17 protein-coding genes are annotated in these 18038 nt (G+C 62.0%); 11 read left to right on the forward strand and 6 right to left on the reverse strand.

Going from position 1 to position 18038, the window contains the following annotated elements:
- Positions 1 to 183: 183 nt before the first annotated feature.
- The 4 genes from C84B14_RS17180 to C84B14_RS17195 all read left to right on the forward strand — a co-directional run bounded on the left by C84B14_RS17180 (position 184) and on the right by C84B14_RS17195 (position 3146).
- Complete coding sequence (locus C84B14_RS17180; RefSeq protein ID WP_353225927.1) at positions 184 to 978, forward strand: SDR family oxidoreductase; 795 nt, start codon at positions 184 to 186, stop codon at positions 976 to 978.
- Positions 979 to 1104: 126 nt separating this feature from the next.
- Positions 1105 to 1530 carry an OsmC family protein gene (locus C84B14_RS17185; RefSeq protein WP_348765043.1) on the forward strand — a complete coding sequence of 142 codons (426 nt, stop codon included), beginning with the start codon at positions 1105 to 1107 and terminating at the stop codon, positions 1528 to 1530.
- Positions 1531 to 1756: 226 nt separating this feature from the next.
- The gene (slyD, locus tag C84B14_RS17190; RefSeq protein ID WP_348765042.1) at positions 1757 to 2236 is read left to right on the forward strand and encodes a peptidylprolyl isomerase; all 480 of its coding nucleotides are present in this window, start codon (positions 1757 to 1759) and stop codon (positions 2234 to 2236) included.
- 220 nt (positions 2237 to 2456) lie between these two features.
- Positions 2457 to 3146: an SDR family oxidoreductase gene (locus C84B14_RS17195; RefSeq protein ID WP_353225930.1), complete on the forward strand. Its 690-nt coding sequence runs from the start codon at positions 2457 to 2459 to the stop codon at positions 3144 to 3146.
- A gap of 272 nt (positions 3147 to 3418) precedes the next feature.
- Here the strand turns inward: C84B14_RS17195 and C84B14_RS17200 are convergent, their stop codons facing one another.
- Positions 3419 to 4429 carry an SH3 domain-containing protein gene (locus C84B14_RS17200; RefSeq protein WP_348765040.1) on the reverse strand — a complete coding sequence of 337 codons (1011 nt, stop codon included), beginning with the start codon at positions 4427 to 4429 and terminating at the stop codon, positions 3419 to 3421.
- A gap of 117 nt (positions 4430 to 4546) precedes the next feature.
- Entirely contained in the window at positions 4547 to 5953 is a 1407-nt protein-coding gene (locus C84B14_RS17205; RefSeq protein ID WP_502949918.1) for an APC family permease, read from the reverse strand.
- A 509-nt stretch (positions 5954 to 6462) separates the two neighbouring features.
- On the opposite strand from C84B14_RS17205, the gene C84B14_RS17210 reads away from it, so the two are divergent.
- Together C84B14_RS17210 and C84B14_RS17215 are read left to right on the forward strand one after the other, a co-directional pair.
- Complete coding sequence (locus tag C84B14_RS17210) at positions 6463 to 6777, forward strand: hypothetical protein (protein WP_353225934.1); 315 nt, start codon at positions 6463 to 6465, stop codon at positions 6775 to 6777.
- 97 nt (positions 6778 to 6874) lie between these two features.
- The gene (locus C84B14_RS17215) at positions 6875 to 8371 is read left to right on the forward strand and encodes a M23 family metallopeptidase (protein WP_348765037.1); all 1497 of its coding nucleotides are present in this window, start codon (positions 6875 to 6877) and stop codon (positions 8369 to 8371) included.
- Between the two features lie 484 nt (positions 8372 to 8855).
- Here the strand turns inward: C84B14_RS17215 and C84B14_RS17220 are convergent, their stop codons facing one another.
- Positions 8856 to 10526 (reverse strand): BCCT family transporter, encoded by a 1671-nt coding sequence (locus C84B14_RS17220; protein WP_348765036.1) that lies wholly within the window; start codon positions 10524 to 10526, stop codon positions 8856 to 8858.
- A gap of 261 nt (positions 10527 to 10787) precedes the next feature.
- On the opposite strand from C84B14_RS17220, the gene C84B14_RS17225 reads away from it, so the two are divergent.
- From C84B14_RS17225 to C84B14_RS17245, 5 genes are all read left to right on the forward strand, one after another.
- A complete protein-coding gene (locus C84B14_RS17225) occupies positions 10788 to 12011 on the forward strand; it encodes an acetamidase/formamidase family protein (protein ID WP_502949919.1) in 1224 nt (407 codons plus the stop codon).
- A gap of 147 nt (positions 12012 to 12158) precedes the next feature.
- The gene (locus tag C84B14_RS17230) at positions 12159 to 12317 is read left to right on the forward strand and encodes a YqaE/Pmp3 family membrane protein (RefSeq protein WP_348765034.1); all 159 of its coding nucleotides are present in this window, start codon (positions 12159 to 12161) and stop codon (positions 12315 to 12317) included.
- 188 nt (positions 12318 to 12505) lie between these two features.
- Entirely contained in the window at positions 12506 to 13498 is a 993-nt protein-coding gene (locus C84B14_RS17235; protein WP_353225936.1) for an LLM class flavin-dependent oxidoreductase, read from the forward strand.
- Positions 13499 to 13632: 134 nt separating this feature from the next.
- Positions 13633 to 14094, forward strand: coding sequence for a MarR family winged helix-turn-helix transcriptional regulator (locus C84B14_RS17240; protein ID WP_353225938.1), 462 nt, complete (start codon positions 13633 to 13635; stop codon positions 14092 to 14094).
- A 126-nt stretch (positions 14095 to 14220) separates the two neighbouring features.
- The gene (locus C84B14_RS17245; protein WP_353225940.1) at positions 14221 to 14853 is read left to right on the forward strand and encodes a hypothetical protein; all 633 of its coding nucleotides are present in this window, start codon (positions 14221 to 14223) and stop codon (positions 14851 to 14853) included.
- Between the two features lie 41 nt (positions 14854 to 14894).
- Here the strand turns inward: C84B14_RS17245 and C84B14_RS17250 are convergent, their stop codons facing one another.
- The 3 genes from C84B14_RS17250 to C84B14_RS17260 form a co-directional block, all read right to left on the reverse strand.
- Positions 14895 to 15215 carry a YMGG-like glycine zipper-containing protein gene (locus C84B14_RS17250; protein ID WP_353225942.1) on the reverse strand — a complete coding sequence of 107 codons (321 nt, stop codon included), beginning with the start codon at positions 15213 to 15215 and terminating at the stop codon, positions 14895 to 14897.
- Positions 15216 to 15413: 198 nt separating this feature from the next.
- The gene (locus C84B14_RS17255; RefSeq protein WP_348765029.1) at positions 15414 to 16580 is read right to left on the reverse strand and encodes an acyl-CoA dehydrogenase; all 1167 of its coding nucleotides are present in this window, start codon (positions 16578 to 16580) and stop codon (positions 15414 to 15416) included.
- On the reverse strand, positions 16577 to 17794 hold the full coding sequence (locus C84B14_RS17260) for a 3-oxoadipyl-CoA thiolase (protein ID WP_353225944.1): 1218 nt from the start codon (positions 17792 to 17794) through the stop codon (positions 16577 to 16579). The genes C84B14_RS17255 and C84B14_RS17260 overlap by 4 nt, the downstream gene beginning before the upstream one ends.
- Positions 17795 to 18038 lie beyond the last annotated feature (244 nt).

Consider the following 18038-nt stretch of genomic DNA (forward strand, 5'->3'; position numbering starts at 1 on the left):
GTAATGTGCGATGAACCTTTTTTTATGGGCGCGATCGATCCCGGTTCGTGGCTATCGACCGGATGCACCGTTCGGCAACGGCTTCACAATCTCGTGCCACGACGCGCGTTATCGTTATCGTCGACGCCCCAGGGGTGCCCAGCCCGATGAATTATCACCTGTATCTTTCAGCCGGATACGCCCATGTCTTATGAACACGAACGCCGCGACGCGCGCGTTGCCCTGGTGACCGGTGGCGCACGCGGTATTGGCCGCGCGATCACGCGACGGTTGCTGGCCGACGGTTTTCATGTCGGCGCACTCGACCACGACGCCGATGCGCTCGCCGAGCTCGAGCAAGAACTCAATGCCACGACCTCGTCCGATGCGAACCGTCTGGAAACCCTCGTCGCCGATGTCGCCAACGAATCGTCGGTTGCCGACGCCGTGGCCCGCCTCACCGACAAGTGGGGGCAACTCGACCTACTCGTAAACAACGCCGGAATCGCCGATCCCTTCAACGGCCCCATCGAATCGCTCTCGCTGGAAGACTGGAATCGCGTGATCGGCGTCAACCTCACCGGCTACTTTCTTTGCAGCAAACACTGCACGCCGTGGCTGCGTGATGCGCGGGGCGCGATCGTCAACATGGCGTCGAGCCGTGCGTATCAATCCGAAGCCGAGACCGAGGCCTATGCCGCGAGCAAGGGCGGCATCGTCGCACTCACCCATGCGTTGTCGGTCAGCCTGGGCCCGGCCATTCGCGTCAATGCCGTCGCCCCCGGATGGATCGATGTTCGTGATGAACAAGGCGAAAGCGACAGCCCGCCGGCCCTACGCGATATCGATCATGAACAGCATCCGGTCGGGCGCGTCGGCCGTGGCCACGACATCGCCGCGCTGGTCGCTTTCCTCGCCGGCCCGGAGTCGGGATTCATCACCGGCCAGACGCTCGTGGCCGATGGCGGCATGACCCGTAAGATGATTTATGCGCATTAGATACCATCTTGCTGAACAGCTGCGAGCGGCCACCTTGCGGTCGCGCAATCGATTGTGCGCAATGCTTGTGTTCGACGATCATCGCCCGTAACGTTCAGGACGTACCTACAACAAAAGGAGTTCCGTATGCCCGTTCGCAAAGCTAACGCGCAGTGGCAAGGTGATCTGAAATCCGGCAAGGGCAACATGTCGCTCGAAAGCGGCGCCTATGAAGGCCAGTTCTCTTTCAAGACCCGGTTCGAAGAAGGCACGGGCACGAACCCCGAAGAACTGATCGGCGCCGCGCACGCGGGCTGTTTTTCGATGCAGTTCTCGGCAATGCTTGCCGAAGAAGGCCATACGCCGGATTCGATCCAGACCGAGGCGAAGGTGCATTTCTCGGTGAGCGGCACGCCTACCATCGAACGCATCGAACTGATCACCCGGGGCAAGGTGCCCGGCATGGACGCGAGCGAGTTCAAGGACGTGGCAGCCAAGGCCAAGGAAGCCTGCCCGGTATCGCGCCTGTACAAGGGCGCCGAAATCAGCCTGGATGCCGAGCTGGACACTTAAACGCCTGACCTCAGCACGTGCATGAAAGCCGGGCCCTGCCCGGCTTTTTTTGTGGCCAAGGCCTATCGCGTAGCGCGCAGATGCAGCGGCATCGACCGGCGTTGCAGCGCCGGTGTTGGCGTTAATCGTCGCTCAATCGGCAAATTTATCGCGCTAGCCATTGTTTTTTGCGAGATCGTCGCAACGTCTCGTTGTTCATACGCGAAAAACAGCAGAGCAAGCCAACATGGAAGTCAAGCAGGACAGTGTCGTAAGCATCCATTACGTACTGCGTGATACGGACGGCGAAATCATCGATCAGTCGAGCGAAGGCCAGCCGCTGGCCTATCTTCATGGCCATGGCAACATCGTGCCGGGCCTGGAAAAGGCGATCGAGGGTCATGGCCAGGGTGAAGAGGTCAAGGCGACCGTCGAACCCGAGGAAGGCTACGGCCCCTACCGCGAAGAGCTGGTACAGAAAGTCAGCCGCGACGCATTCCAGGGCGTTGACGAACTGGCGCCGGGCATGAGCTTTCGTGCCGAATCCGATGCCGGCCCCATGATCGTCACGGTCAAGGAAGTCGAAGGCGAAGAAGTCACGGTCGATGGCAACCATGTCCTGGCCGGGCAGACGCTGAACTTCACCGTCAACATCGAAGATGTCCGTGAAGCCAGCAGCGAAGAGATCGAGCACGGTCACGTGCACGATGGCTCGACCCACGGCTGATAGCCGTCCGGCTTGAACCTGCGTGCGCAGCCTCTACGGGGGCTGCGCCCGGGTTCGTCGTGGATCGACCCGGCATCTGGACTGTCGAACCACCGGGTCGATGATCTACGCATGCAACCGCAAGCGTACTACGGGTATAGAACGCCAGGACTTGAAGCGCATGGCAACTGGCCGTTCGCTCCTTGGCGATGCCCGTTCAAACATTGAAAGGTGATCTGTGATGGACGCCCCCGTACTTCTGATAACCGGCGCTTCAAGCGGCATTGGCGCCGCCACGGCCCGTCACGCCGTCGCCAACGGCTACCGAGTGGCGCTAGCGGCCCGCTCGGCTGACAAGCTCGAAACGCTGGTCGCCGAACTGGGCAGCGAATCGTCGCTCGCCCTGACCTGCGACGTGACCGACAAGGCCTCGCAGCAGGCCATGGTCGATCAGACGCTGAGCCATTTCGGGCGTATCGATGCAGTGTTTGCCAATGCCGGTATCGGCGGCAGGCCGGGTGGCTTCTGCGGCGCGGACAGCGACGTATGGAAGGACATGATCCTGACCAACGTCTACGGCGTCGGGCTGACCATTCAAGTGTGCGCAGAGGCCCTCAAAGAAAGCAGAGGCCATCTGCTAATCACCGGATCGGCCGCCGGCCGCACCACGATTCCGGGCTCCATGTACAGCGCCACCAAGTGGGCTGTCTCCGCCATTGGCTACGGCGTACGCGAGGAGCTGCGAGGTACCGGTATCCGCGTGACGCTGATCGAGCCGGGCATGGTCGATACGCCGTTCTTCGACGAACAGCCCGACCATGCGCTGACCGATCAGGATATCGCCGAAGCGGTCCTGTTCTCGCTTACGCGCCCGGCCAGCGTCGACGTCAACGAGATCCTCGTACGTCCAACGCCACAAATCGACGATTGATCTGCGCGTAGTAAGCACGGACACAAAAAAACCGGCGCCCCACGGCTGCCGGTTTTTTTTGCGTCATTGACCCGGCATCACAAAATAGATGATTTCTCGCGTGATAGCGCGGGTGCGAGTGCGAGTGCGAGTGCGAGTGCAGGCACACCACGTCCAACAACCGTGGCGCCTTGTAAATAAACGACGGCCACGTGCCGGCGTTTATTCTTCGATGGCGTTTAAAACAGCTGACGCGGTCAGCTGTTCTAGTGCCGAACTCATAGCGCCCCGGTCTATTCGACCAGCAGAAAACCGGCGATCCAGCCGGTGCGGCCGTCGTCGAACCGAATCCGACGCCAGTCTTCTTCACGGCCGGTCACCATCACGCGCTCGTTGCGCTTGGCCTGGAACTTGACCCGGTTGCCGGTAGACGGACCCGAACGCACGTTGACGACATCGCCACCGATATAGCGAATCGGCCCGGTTTCCGACACACCTTGGGGCAGATCCGCCTGGGCGTCGTCGCTCTGCGGCGGTGCTTCGCTTACCTGGCCCATGTCGGCCGCGGGCGCCTCCTCATCATCACTAGCCAGGGGCTCGGTACTGCCGGCCAGCAGGAAGTCCGCCACCCAGCCAATCGCATAATCGTCGGCGAAAACCACCTGCCGCCAATCGCCGTCGCTATCCAGCACGGCCACAGGCGTGCTGCGATCGGCCTGACGAATCACGCGCCCGCGCGTGCTCGGCTGGCTGCGAATGTTGACGTTGTTACCGTCGATACGCGACTGCGGCAGGCTGTCGATGATCTGCGGGAGATTGTTGCGCGCCGATTCATTGCCTGCTTCGGCTGCCTTGGCCGCCCAGCGCGTCGCCTCGGCGAGATCCTGGGGTACGCCGTTGCCGCGCACGTAGAGCACCGCCAGATTATTCTGCGCAGCCGGCTCACCGTGCTCGGCCGCACGTTTGAACCACTCGGCCGCCTTGGCGTCGCTCTGCGGTACGCCGTGGCCTTCCTGATACATGATGCCGAGGTTGTGTTCGGCCTTGGAATAATTCTGGGCCGCTGCCTTCTCATACCAGTCCCGCGCCTGGGCATAATCCTGCTCGACGCCGTAGCCCTCGTCGTAAAGCACGCCCATGTTGTACTGGGCCGTGGCATTGCCGTTCTCCGCCAGCGGCCGTGCGCTTTTGAGAACCTCGGCTGCTTGCGCTTCGCTCGGGCCCTGTTGGGCTAGCGCGCCCGTGGCACAGACCAGTGCGCTGATCGCTATAACGGCAAGCCGTGAAATCGCTTTGTGCTTCATGCTCAATCCTTGCATCGCGGCCAGACAGTCGACCGCTTACCCCTCATTCAGAAACGCTTTTTACCAGACCCGAATGCGCGATCAAATAGCGCGCGACCGGCCGGCCTTCCCCCGGTACTAAGTTTGCACCGACGAATCCGGTGCATGTAAGCCGTAGCGTACACGAGCCCAGCCATACATCGCCGCCCCGCCCAGCATCCACGCGCCGAATATCGCCCATTCTACCGGCGCCAGCGCCGAGGGGCTGGTCGGCATATAAAGCATGATCAGCGCGATAGAAAGCACAAACGCGACTATTCCGACGAGTTTGCCCGCCGGCACGACGAACGGCCTGTCCATATGCGGTTCACGATAGCGCAGAACCAGAAACGATGCGGCTACAAAAAGATAGGCAAGCACGATGCCCAGACCGCCGGCATTGACCAGCCAGACCATCGCACTGCGTCCGAGCAGCGGCGCCAGCGATGTCACGATACCGATCAGCAGGATGGCGTTGGTGGGCGTGTTGTAGCGCGGATGCAGCTTAGCGAACGCGCGCGGCAGCATATCGGCCTTGGCGAGCGCATAAATGGCGCGCGAGCCGCCGATATAAAACGCATTCCAGCTGGTGATGATGCCGGCAATACCGGCCAGCACCATCAGCTTGCCAGCCCAGGCGCTGGAAAACGCAGCCGCCATGGCGTCCGGCACGGCCAGCGCGTCGAGGTCGATACCCTGCGGCGAAAGCACGTAGGCAGTGAAGAAAATGATCGCCGCATACCAAAACACGGCAAGCAGAACCGAAAACACCAGCAGGCGGCCGATATCCCGGTGCGGCATGTCGATTTCCTCTGCCGCCTGCGGAATCACGTCGAAACCGACGAACATGAATGGCACCATCACGAGCACGCTCATGATGCCGCCGGCCACGCTCGATTCACCCGTGAAGAAAGGCGTTAGATTGCCGCTCTCGCCGCTGAAAAGCGCACCGGTGAGAAACAACAGCCCGACCGCCACGATCAGCAGCGTAACCAGTTTTTGCAACAGGGCTGCCGTACGAATACCAATGTAATTGACCCACATCATCAGCAGCGAACCGACCACGCCGACCAGCGCCCAGGTAGCCTCGACCTCCCAGCCGGCCACGGTCCACAGATACCCCACGCTGTAGCCCGGCACGATGTTCTCGACCACGGTCGGCAGCGCGACCGCTTCGAAGGACACGACCGTCATATAGCCCAGCACAATCGCCCATGTGCATATGAACGACGCCATATGCCCGAGGCCGCGATAGCTGTAGACGTGTTCGCCGCCAGCCTGCGGCATGGCAGCGGCGAGCTCGGCATAGGTCAGACCGACCAGCACGATCGCCACGCCACCGAGCAGAAATGCCGTAACGGCACCCAGACTGCCCGCCGACACGATCCAGTTGCCGGTCATGACGATCCAGCCCCAGCCGATCATCGCCCCGAATGCCAGGGCCAATACGTCCTTGCTCGCCAATACCCGCACGAAGCGAGGTGAGTCGCCGCTTGTAGTCATCATTCCCCCTGGCCCGAGGGCCGTCCGATCGCACCATGACTCCCTGGAGGCAGGTTAGCACCCGCGCGGATAACAGACATGATCTTGTTACGCCCTGTGAACACGAATACCGACCGCCACGTTGCTGCCCAAAGTCGTGCCAGACAAGCCGCGCAACGCCGCATGGCAGGATTTTGGGCGCAACGTGCACGGGCGTGCTCTATTTTTTCGCGATCCGGCGTTTCAGCGCGCCCACGTCGATTCGCTACACAACGCGCGGCGCGACGCTTTTATTAGCGTTAACAGGCCCTGGCCCGGCCCAAAACAGATCCTGCAACAGCTGACCGGTCGAGTTGATAACGCGCGTGTGCCAAAGCAAGCGCGCCTCGGCCGACGGCCGTGACCCTTTGAAAACAAAAGACCAACGGGTGCCGGCGTTTATTTTTTCGACGGCGTTAAAACGGCTGACGCATTCAGCTGTCGTGGTGCCGGAGTAAGGGTTGCCGGGGAGGTGGGCTCGGGGCCGTCTGGGCATGAGCGCGTGGCCGCGCACGACCGCACCCGCAATCATTCCCAACGACAAAATAGGCCGGAAAAAGCAGCCCCGTGATGCGCGAGGCCGCGCCAGTATTAGCCGCGTGCCCAACCCGGGGAATTTCGTGCACCGCCTGCGAAAAAGCGCGTTACCCGTTGCGATAAAAGCGAAAAAGCGAGAATACCGCGATGAAAAGCAGATCCACCACCGTACAACAATCGCGCTCGGGCTCGTTTTTCGCGCGATGTTACTGTATAACCCCGTGGGAAAAGCGGTTTTGCACAACGCCTCGGTGGGGACCGGGACAGAGTGATGCAACTGCGACGAAACTTTTCGTCTTTATGACAGGTCGAAGACGACTGTCGGGCGATGATTTCATCGTGCAAAGCGCGAGAGACCGAGGGTATTGAATGCGTTGGTCGAAATTTTTGCGTGCCGGTACGCACGGCGCGCTGGGTATGAGTTTGTTCGTATGCATGGGGGGCAGCGTCCATGCGAACCCCTTCTCGCAGGGCGCTCAGGCGAGTCTGCATGCCGCTGCGTTCGAAAGTGGCAGCGGGTTCGATGCCGACGAGTCCAGCGCCGCAGTGACCAGCAAGCTCGGTCCGGACGAACGGCAGGCGCTGCTGGCGAAGAGCGCCCCGGAGATCACGCCCTGGCTGGAAGTCACGGTCAAATCGGGCGATTCGCTCTCGCGCGTGTTCGAGCGCGTTGGGCTGCCGGCCCGCGAGCTTATGGCGCTTCTCGCACTCGGCGACACCGTGGCCCCACTCAAGCGACTGCGTCCCGGCGATACGCTGGAACTGCGCAAGACCACCGATGGCCGTCTCGCCGAACTTCGCTTCGAACTCGACGCGATCAAGACGCTTTCGATAACCCGCTCCGGCGTCGAGAGCGAAGCCGGCGCGGGCGCGCTAAACGCCCAGATCGTGCGCCTACAAACCCAGACTCGCCAACTCACCGCGCGTGGCACGGTCGAGGGCTCGCTTTCGCGTTCGCTGGCGAAGGCCGGCGTACCTGCGGCGGTGTCCGCCCAGCTCGCCCACATCTACCGCTACCGCGCCAACCTCTCGCGGCAAATGCATGCGGGCGATCGCTTCAGCATCGTTTACGAAGCCGAATACGCAAACGGCGAGCGCGTGGCCACGGGCCCGGTCGTCGCGGCCAGCATCACGACGGATGGTCGCAACCTGAAAGCGTTTCGCGCCGTCAACGAGGACGGCGAAACGCGCTATTACGATGCCGAGGGCCGGGCGTACGAGCCGTCGCTGTCGCGCCACCCCGTCAACTACAGTCGGATAAGCTCGCCCTATAATCCGGATCGCCTGCATCCGATTCTGCATATCCGTCGCCCGCACTGGGGCGTTGATATGGCCGCCCCGCGCGGTACGCCGATCCATGCCGCCGGCGATGGCGTAGTGAAATTCGTCGGCCGCCGGCACGGCTATGGACGTATCGTGCAGCTGAGCCATTTCGACGGTTATTCCACCCGCTACGGCCATATGTACCAGTTCGCCGACGGCCTAAAGCGCGGCGATCACGTCAAGAAGGGCCAGGTCATCGGCTATGTCGGCGCCACCGGCGAAGCCACCGGCCCACACCTGCATTATGAAGTTCGCCTGAACGGCCGTCCGCATAATCCGTTGACCATGAAGCTGCCGGACGGTCACCCGCTGCCGAAATCCCGCCTCGCGGCCTATACCAGCCGTATTCAGCCGCTGATCGCAGCGCTCGACGACGTGCCGAACATGAGTCAGACGCTGGTGGCGTCAAGCGCGGGCGCTCGTCACGGCTGTACGCAGGCCAGCACGGTGAATGCGACGTTCGCCCTGACCCCGCACAACCTGCAGCGCAGCCATTCGCTGGCAGATCTATTCTGCGTGGTCTCGAGCGACAGCAACGCCTAGACAAGACAGCAGCCGGCCACTGCCCGGGGCACGACACACACTACTTGCCAGGTCCCTGCCCGCGGCCGGCATGATGCATGGCGCCTGCCGTCCCGACCCCGATCCAATACGGACTGCGAGGTCGCACACGGGGCCCTGCCCGGGCCGGTTCCCGACGCCGATGTAACCCGGCGGCGCGCCGCCCACCGAGCGCCGGTCGCCCGGCGCGCGCATCGCCGCCAGACCCGCCTACCAGCCACTCATGGCTCACATTCGGCTTGTAATACGACAGGCCGTAATCGATACGCGCTGTGCCCCACGGCACGGCCGGGGCCGCCGCGCGAGCTGCGCCGAGCACCGCCGTACGCGCCGATGCTGCCTACGGCGCCGTTCGAATCGAGCGACCCGCAGATCGCGTGTAAAGGCGCATCGAGCGACAGAAAGAAAAAAGCCGCGCCGATCGCGATGATCGGCGCGGCTCTCGTGCCGGAATTATCGAATTCGGCTAACGGTCGGGCTGCGAACGCTTGCCCTCGTCGTCCGCGTCTTCCAGATCCTCGTCTTCCCAGACATCGTTGAGGATATCGCGGGCTTCGAAGGCGTCTGCGCCAACCGGCATGGATTCGTGCTTTTCATAAAGGTCGAGCAGCATGCGACGGCGATCGTCGCGCAGCTCGCGGGCAAGCACGAATACCATCATGTAGAGAATGAACACGAACGGCAGTGCCGCCAGCAGTGAGCCGGTCTGAAGACCCTTGAGGCCGTTCTCGCCGCCAGCCGAAATCAGCGTCAGACAAATCGCCGAGATCAGCAGCCCCCAGGAAAGTCGCTTGTAGAGCGGGGGCTCGAGCGAGCCCTCGTCGGTCATCTGCGCCACGATATAGGAGGCCGAATCGGCCGAGGTGACCAGAAACACGAAGATCAGGCACATCGCCAGAATGGACAGGGCCGTACTGAACGGCATCATGTCGAAGAAGCTGAACAGCGCCGAGGTGATGTCCTTATCCGCCGCGGCAGTCAAGCTTCCTGCCGCGTCGCCGAACAGCTCCATATGCAAGCCGGCGCCGCCGAACACGCCGATGAAACCACAGGCCAGCAGCGGCGGCACGATAAGCACGCCCATGACGTACTCACGGATAGTGCGACCTTTCGAAATGCGGGCCACGAAGGTGCCCACGAACGGCGACCAGGCAATCACCCAGGCCCAATAAAAGACCGTCCAGCTCGAAATCCAGGCCTCGCCAGTATCCTCGAACGGATCCATCCGCAGGCTCATGGTGACGAAGTTGGAGATGTAGTCGCCCACGCCCACGACGATGGTGTTGAGAATGAACAGCGTGGGGCCGGTGAACAGAACCCAGCCCATCAGCCCCAGACACAGGGCCAGATTGATGTTCGACAGCCACTGAATGCCCTTGTCCAAACCGGAATAGCTGGACAGCGTGTAGCAGGCACACATGACGCCCAGAATGATGAACTTCCAGAGCGTGGTGTCGGGTACGCCGAACATCTGGTTGAGACCACCATTGATCTGCAGCACGCCCAGTCCGAGCGACGTGGCCACGCCCATGACGGTGGCCACCACCGCCAGAATGTTGAGGCCATCGCTGGTGGGCTGGCGTGCCGGCTTGGGCAGCTTGTTGGTCAGCGGCGCAAGCACGGTCGAAACCAGACCGGATTCGTTCTTGCGAAACTGAAAATAAGCGATGATCAGGCCGACGATCGAAAAACCGGCCCACTGGCTCACGCCCCAGTGAAAGAAGCTGTACTGAATCGCATAGCGTGCCGACTGCGGGCTCGACCCCGGCATATCGTTATACGGCGGATTCAGATAATGCAGTATCGGCTCGGCCAGGCCGTAGAACACAAGGCCCACGCCGAACCCGGCAGCGAGCAGCATGCTCACCCAGGAAAAGAAACTGTATTCGGGCTGGCTGTAAGGCTCACCGAGACGGATTTTGCCGTACCGGCTCAGGGCAAGCCCCACCAGAAAGATGACAAAACCGAACACCGACAGCAGATAAAGCCAGCCGAAGACGTGCGAGATCGCGTCGAGAGCGCTGCTGGCAAAGTTGCCGAAAGCCTTGGGAAAACTTGCGCCGACGATTACTAGCGCGAGAATGATAAGCGCCGAACCGGTATATACACGCTGGCTGCGCGATAGCAATTTACTCAAGTGACCCCCAGAAGATCGGTGTAATGACGCCACGTCGAACACCTGCAGCGCTGCGTCCCGGCCGTGGTCTTGATCATATTGTGCACTAGTTGTCTTCCATTACTAGCACTTCGGCCGAAGCCTCGCAAACGCCCCGAATCGCTTTTGGAAGGCGTTTCGGCGCTAGGCGCGCAAGCCGGCGCGACGCGGTCGGCGCGATCATCCCAGCCTGGCCCATGTCTTGCATGGAAGCCGGCTTGTTTCATTTTATAGAGATAGCGAATGAATTATGGAATCGCAGGCGCGGTGGCGTTGTGCTGCAGCGTGATGAGCGTGCAGGCCGCAGCCGATGATTTCGACGTACTGCAGCCGCTGGCCGACAAGCCGCAGAAAATGACTGCCGGGGCCTACGCCGGCAATTACTACGTGCCGTCCACGACCCAGACCGTCAACTGGGGCTATTTGCCCAACCAAAGTGCAAAGCCGGTGCTGACCGTGCCCTCGGGTAGTGCAGTGACGTTCGACACCATTTCTCATGAGGGCATCCTCGAAGACCAGGGCCGCGATCCCGTCGCCTATTTTGCGACCAAAGGTGTAGCCGAGGACCAGGTGCTCGACGATGCGATCGCGATCACGGCGTCCGATCTCGAGCACGATTTCTTCAACGACGGCCCGCATATCGTCACCGGCCCGGTGGCCATCGAAGGCGCCGAGCCGGGCGACGTGCTCAAGGTCGAGGTCATCAAGCTCGAACCGCGCGTGCCCTACGGCGTGATCTCGAACCGACATGGCAAGGGCGCCCTGCCCGGCGAATATCCGAAAACCGAACCTGAGCCCAACCCCAGCAGCGAGCACCCGGAACGCTATGCCAACGTGTCCACGTTCGCTCCGATCGTCAAGGACGGCGATCGCTGGTACGGCACCCTCGACGCGGGTAACGAGCGCACCATTCGCTTCCCGCTGCACCCGTTCATGGGCATCATGGGCGTCGCCCCGGCCACCAACGAACCGGTCAACTCGGTGCCGCCGTCACGTATCGGCGGCAATGCCGACATCAACGACCTGGGCGTGGGCAGCACCGTCTACTACCCGATCGAAGTCGACGGTGGCCTGTTCTATACCGGCGACAGCCACTTCACGCAGGGTGACGGCGAAGTGGCGCTGACCGCGCTGGAAGGCTCGATGCGGGCTACGCTGAAGCTTACGGTGCTCAAGAGCGGCAAGGCCGAGCTTCCGGGCAAACAGGTGGACAAGCTGCTCGGTGAAACCAACGATTACTGGATTACCGTCGGCCTGGATGAGGATCTCGATCTGGCCATGAAGGATGCCGTACGCGAGTCGATTCGTTTTCTGCACCAGCATTACGATATCGACGAGGCGCTGGCCCTGGCCTATCTGAGTGCGGCAACCGACTTCGAAGTCTCGCAGGTCGTGGACAAGACCAAGGGCATTCACGCGCTCATCCGCAAGGCCGATTTCAAGGAATTCGACGGCGACAACGACTAACCGCTCCGTTAGGCCGACGCCTGTCCGAGACGGGTTTTATCGATACGCCGGCCCAGGCAAACCGCCTGGGCCGGCTTTTTCTTGCCGTTCAGGCCCAGTTCGACAAATGCCTTACCATGCAGGGCTATTATTCGAACCAACGTAACTATGGATCTCATTCGTATCCTGCTGTCTATCCTGCTGCCGCCGCTTGGCGTGTTTCTTCAGGTCGGTATTGGTCTGCATTTCTGGCTCAACGTCATACTCACGCTGTGCGGCTACGTGCCCGGCATCATCCATGCGGTCTATATCATCCTCAAACGTTAGTCCGAAGGCTGTAAAAAACCGTATTGATGCCCACTGTTGGGCATAGGGGCATGGTGGCCGGGTTCCCGGCCGCCACTGCGCCCCGCGATGCAGCAAAGCAACCCGTTGCCCCGCTGTGAACAGGGTGAGCGTGTATCGCGATGCATGTACCCACCCAGAGCTTTCTTGCCGGCATGAGCGCTGATGCTATGAAAACCGATCTCTCCGTTCTCGATCTCGTGCCCGTACCCAGCGGCATAGCCGCCTCGATGGCGGTGCGCGCGAGTATCGATCTGGCGCGTCTGGCCGAGCGTTGTGGCTATACCCGTTACTGGATCTCGGAACACCACAGCATGCCGAGTATCGCCAGTTCAGCGCCCGAAGTACTGCTGTCGCGGGCGGCGGCGCTCACCGAGCGAATTCGGGTCGGCTCGGGCGGCATCATGCTGCCCAACCATGTGCCGCTGCGAGTGGCAGAAACGTTTCAGACGCTGGAAGCGCTCTATCCGGGCCGTATCGACCTGGGGCTGGGGCGTGCTCCCGGTTCCGATGCCCGTGCCAGTCGCGCGCTGCGTGCCGCGTCGGGAGAGCAGTTCGCCGACCTGCTCAACGAAATGCTCGCGCTTTCGCGCGGCACGCTGCGGCGTGGCCACCCCTACGAGGGCGTGACGGTCAGCCCCAGTGACGTGTCCCTGCCACCCATCTGGATCCTGGGCTCCAGCGGTGCAAGCGCACACGTCGCCGGCTCTGCCGGCATGGGTTACAGCTTTGCGAGTCATTTCAGCCCGGTGCCTGCCGAACCGGCGCTGCGACGTTACCGGGGCGCGTTCACCCCGTCGCCCGCCTTTCCCGAGCCCCATGCCATACTCGGGGTTTCCGTCATCTGCGCGCCGACGGATGAAGAAGCGGAGCATCTTGCGGCGACCGTCGATCTGATGTGGCTGCGGTTGCGCAAGGGCGAGTTTCTGCCGCTGCCCTCGCCTGAAGAAGCGCTGGCCTACGACTACTCCGAGATGGAACGCAACGCCATTCTGGAGAACCGCCACCGGCACGTAATCGGCAGTCCTGACACCGTGCGCGAGCAACTCGACGCGCTCTGTACCGATGGTGAACCGGACGAAATCATGGTGGTATCGAATATTCATGATCCCGCCAAGCGCTTGCGCAGCTACGAGCTCGTGGCACAAGCCATGGCGCGGTAAACCCACCGCGCCGCGAAGACAAACCTCGAGCAACCGTGCCGCCCGGGATTATTTCCCCAACTTTCCGCTAAGTTAGCGATTCGAGTTCAAACACGTCACAATACGTCATGTACGGTTAAATGGACCCCAATCCTATGGGCGCTTCCCACGAACAAGACGACGACGATCTGGATTTTCGCTTTCTGGACGAGCAGCTTTGTTTTTCGCTGTATACGGCGACTCATCGGATCATCCGCGCGTACCGACCTCTACTGGAACCGTTGGGTCTGACCTACGTCCAGTACCTCGTCATGCTCGTGCTGTGGGAAAAAGCGCCGCGCTCGGTCGGCGAGCTGGGCAGTGAACTGCATCTGGACAGCGGTACTCTGACCCCTTTGCTCAAGCGCATGGAAAAAGCCGCACTTGTCGTGCGCGAACGCGACAGCGAGGATGAGCGCCGAGTGCTGATTTCCCTGACCGACCAGGGCCTGGCACTCAAGCACAAGTCCAAAGAAATACACGAAGCCATGCTATGCCAGGTCGAACTGACCCGGCCCGAAGCCATGCAGCTGCGCAAGCGCATCATGGTGCTGGCCGATACGCTGCGCCAGGCATAGCCGCTACCCTAAAGCCAAGACTTTGGCGGCGGCATCGCGCCTGCGTTAGGGGATTTTACGCATAGCCCGGCGGCAGCCACTCACACAGACTGACGCGCCCCTCACCGACAAGGCCGCTCACCTGACATGTGGCAGTGGATCAACGACAACGCACAGGCACTGTCATTCTTTGCCAGCCTCGGCACGCTCGCCGTATGGCTGTTCTATGCACATCTGCTTTATGCCGGCTTTCGCCGTCAGCGCCAGGCCCGCATTCTGATCAATCAGGGCTGGGGCCAGCAGATCGACTCGGTCTGCCTGATCAGTAACATGAGTCAGGAGCCAATCTATATCCATAGCCTGGTGATGACCATTCGCACCCGCGACGACGAATACAGCGAATCGATCACCGATTTCGATACCGCCGAGCCGCGCGACAGCGAAGATCGTCCCCAGAACGTGACTCGGCAGGGGCCGTTGAACTCCGGCGAGCAAATGAACCTCGGCACGTTTCGTTCCGTCATACGCCAGACGGCCAAGCGTCACGATAACCTCGAGCCCGACGACGATCGCCCGATTCGAACGCTCGACATCGCTAACTTCAAGATTACCGTGATCGCGAGTTACGGGCCGGAAGGCGGCATCATCGGCGCGCAACGCAAGTTCATCGTCTCCGGTGAAGACAACGAGCTGATGCGCCCCGCCGCGACCACCACCAAGCGCATGGCCAAGCGCCACGCCCGGGCCAAGCTACAGGACTGGCTCGAGCAGCAGCTATAACTAGCCATGCCGGCCGTCGTACGGCCGGCATGTAACGGCCACTAGCAACGACCCTGCTTCGCCAGCCCCGGTGGGCAATGGCGCGAGCCGCGGCCCTCGTAGCGCGAGTCGTAACGACGGTCGTAATCACGGCGATCGCCATCCGTGGTGACCGCCGCGCCCCCAGCGGCGCCGGCAGCACCGCCCAGGATTGCACCGGTACGCCCACCCACTTCGTTACCAATCGCCGCACCGGCGGCCCCGCCGAGCCCGCCGCCAATGGCGGCGTCCAGCGTTTCGTCGTCCAACGCAAACGCCGACGTGCTCATACCGAGGGCCACCAGACCCGCAAAGGCCAGGCGATGAATATTGTGTTTGCGCATTGCTTCACTCCAGGCGCTGTTGGTCAACGTAGAGCAAGTAAAGCCGATTCACGCTGAATTCCCCGTGAATCAGTCCGCCGAATGATCGACGGCCCGAGGTGCCGCGATGCGCCGCGGCAGAAACCAGACGCAATAAAAAAGCCTGCCTGGCGTTTGCGGCCAGGCAGGCTTGTTCATCGCAGATCGGCGGGCGCCGGATCAGCCGAAGGCCTGAATCCCGGTCTGGGCGCGGCCCAGAATCAGCGCGTGCACGTCGTGCGTACCTTCATAGGTGTTGACCGCTTCCAGATTCATCACGTGGCGGATCACGTGGTACTCATCGGAAATACCGTTGCCGCCGTGCATGTCGCGCGCCTGGCGGGCGATATCCAGTGCCTTGCCGCAGTTGTTGCGCTTCATCAGCGACACCATTTCGGGCGCCCAGTTGCCTTCGTCCATCAAACGGCCCAGACGCAGGCAGCCCTGCAAACCGAGGGTGATCTCGGTCTGCATGTCGGCGAGCTTTTTCTGGATCAGCTGGGTCGCGGCCAGCGGACGCTTGAACTGCTTGCGATCGAGCGTATAGCTGCGCGCGGCATGCCAGCAGAATTCGGCCGCGCCCATCGCGCCCCAGGAGATGCCGTAGCGGGCCTTGTTCAGGCACGAGAACGGGCCCTTCAGGCCTTCGACGTCGAGCCGATTCTCTTCCGGCACGAAACAGTCGGAGAGCATGATCTGACCCGTGGCCGACGCACGCAGCGAGAACTTGCCTTCGAGCTTGGGTGTTTCCATGCCGCCAAAATCGCGCTCGACCACGAAACCGTTGATCTTGCCGTCGAGGTTGGCCCAGACGACCGCCACGTCGGCGATCGGCGAGTTGGTGATCCAGTTCTTGGCACCGTTCAGGACATAGCCGCCGTCGACCTTCTTGGCCTTGGTGCTCATGGAGCCGGGGTCGGAGCCATGATCGGGTTCGGTCAGTCCGAAGCAGCCGACCCATTCACCGCTGGCGAGCTTGGGCAGATATTTCTCGCGCAGCGTTTCGCTGCCAAAGGTATAGATCGGAAACATCACCAGCGAGGACTGCACGCTCATCGCCGAGCGATAGCCGGAGTCCACCGATTCCACTTCGCGCGCCAGCAGGCCGTAGCAGACATGGTTCAGGCCGGCGCCGCCGTACTGTTCGGGGATGGTGGCCCCCAGCATGCCGAGCTCGCCGAGCTCGTTCATGATCTCGCGGTGGAATATTTCGTGACGGTTGGCCTCGAGCACGCGCGGCATGAGGCTGTTCTGACAATAATCATGGCCCGCATCGCGGATCATGCGCTCGTCTTCGGTGAGCTGTGCGTCGAGCAGCAGCGGATCGGACCAGGCGAAATCTTTCATGACGAGGCTCCATTCGTTCGTTCGATAAGCATGGCAACACCCTGCCCGATGCCGATACACAGGCTGATCAGGGCATAGCGGCCGTTGATACGTTCCAGCTGGCGCAGGCCGGTGAGCGCCAGACGGGCGCCCGAGGCGCCCAGCGGATGACCCACCGCGATCGCGCCGCCGTTGGGGTTGAGACGTTCGTCGTCGCCGGCCAGCCCCAGCTGATGACAACAGCCCAGCACCTGGGCCGCGAACGCTTCGTTAATTTCGATGACGTCCATATCCTTGAGCGTAAGCCCCGCGCGATCGAGCACCTTCTGGCAGGCGCCGACCGGCCCCAGACCCATCACCCGGGGCGGCACACCCACCACACCACCGGCGATGATACGCCCTCGTGGCTGGATCCCGGCGGCTTCGCCGGCTTTTTTCGACCCAATGATCAACGCGCCGGCGCCATCATTCACGCCCGATGCATTACCGGCCGTGATAATGCCGTCGGCCACGATCGGCGGCAGCTTGGCGAGCTTGTCGACGGTGCTGGTCGGGCGCGGGTGTTCATCGGCGTCGACCGAGAGCGGCGGCTGCTTGCGCCCCTGGGCCACCTCCAGCGGCATGATTTCTTCATCGAAGAAACCGCCGGCACGGGCGGCCTCGTAGCGGGCCTGGGACTGGGCCGCATAGGCATCGGCCGCCTCGCGGCTGATGCCGAAATCGTCGGCGACGTTCTGGGCCGTTTCCGGCATCGCGTCGGCGCCGTATTCGTCCAGAATCTTCGGGTTTGGAAAACGTGCCCCGATGGTCGAATCGAATACCGAGACGTTACGGGAATAGGCCTTGTCGGCCTTGGCCATCACGAAAGGCGCCCGGCTCATGGATTCGACGCCGCCGGCGATGACCAGCGCGCCTTCGTCGACCGTGACCGCGCGGGCTGCGTCCACGGTGGCGGCCAGGCCGCTGCCGCACAGACGGTTGACCGTCTGGCCTGCAACCGATACCGGCAACCCAGCCAGCAGGCCGGCATGGCGGGCCACGTTGCGCGCGTCTTCACCGGCCTGGTTGGTACAGCCGGCGATGACGTCTTCGTAGTCGTTGCTATCAAACGGGTTGCGCTCGATCAGCGTACGAATGACCGCGGCGAGCATATCGTCCGGCCGAACCGGCGCGAGCACGCCGCCGTGACGGCCAAACGCGGTGCGCAGGCCATCGTAGATATAAGCGTCGAGCATGCAATCTCCATCAGCAATCGCGACCGATACCGTATCGACAGTCGCGCGCATTCGGCGTGCGGCCTGAGATATCGTCTTTTTATTGTCGTGTTCTTGTTCGTTGGCGGCCTGAGTCGAAACCAGCGCGACTCGTGGCTGAGACGAATACGCGCCTGCGCACGGTGCAGGCATGGCCAGACATGCAAGAAGCCGAAACAGTGTTTCAAAAACCGTGAGAAAGAATAGGCCGTGGCCCGCCCCAACG

Source organism: Salinisphaera sp. C84B14 (genome assembly GCF_040361435.1).
Taxonomy (GTDB): domain Bacteria; phylum Pseudomonadota; class Gammaproteobacteria; order Nevskiales; family Salinisphaeraceae; genus Salinisphaera.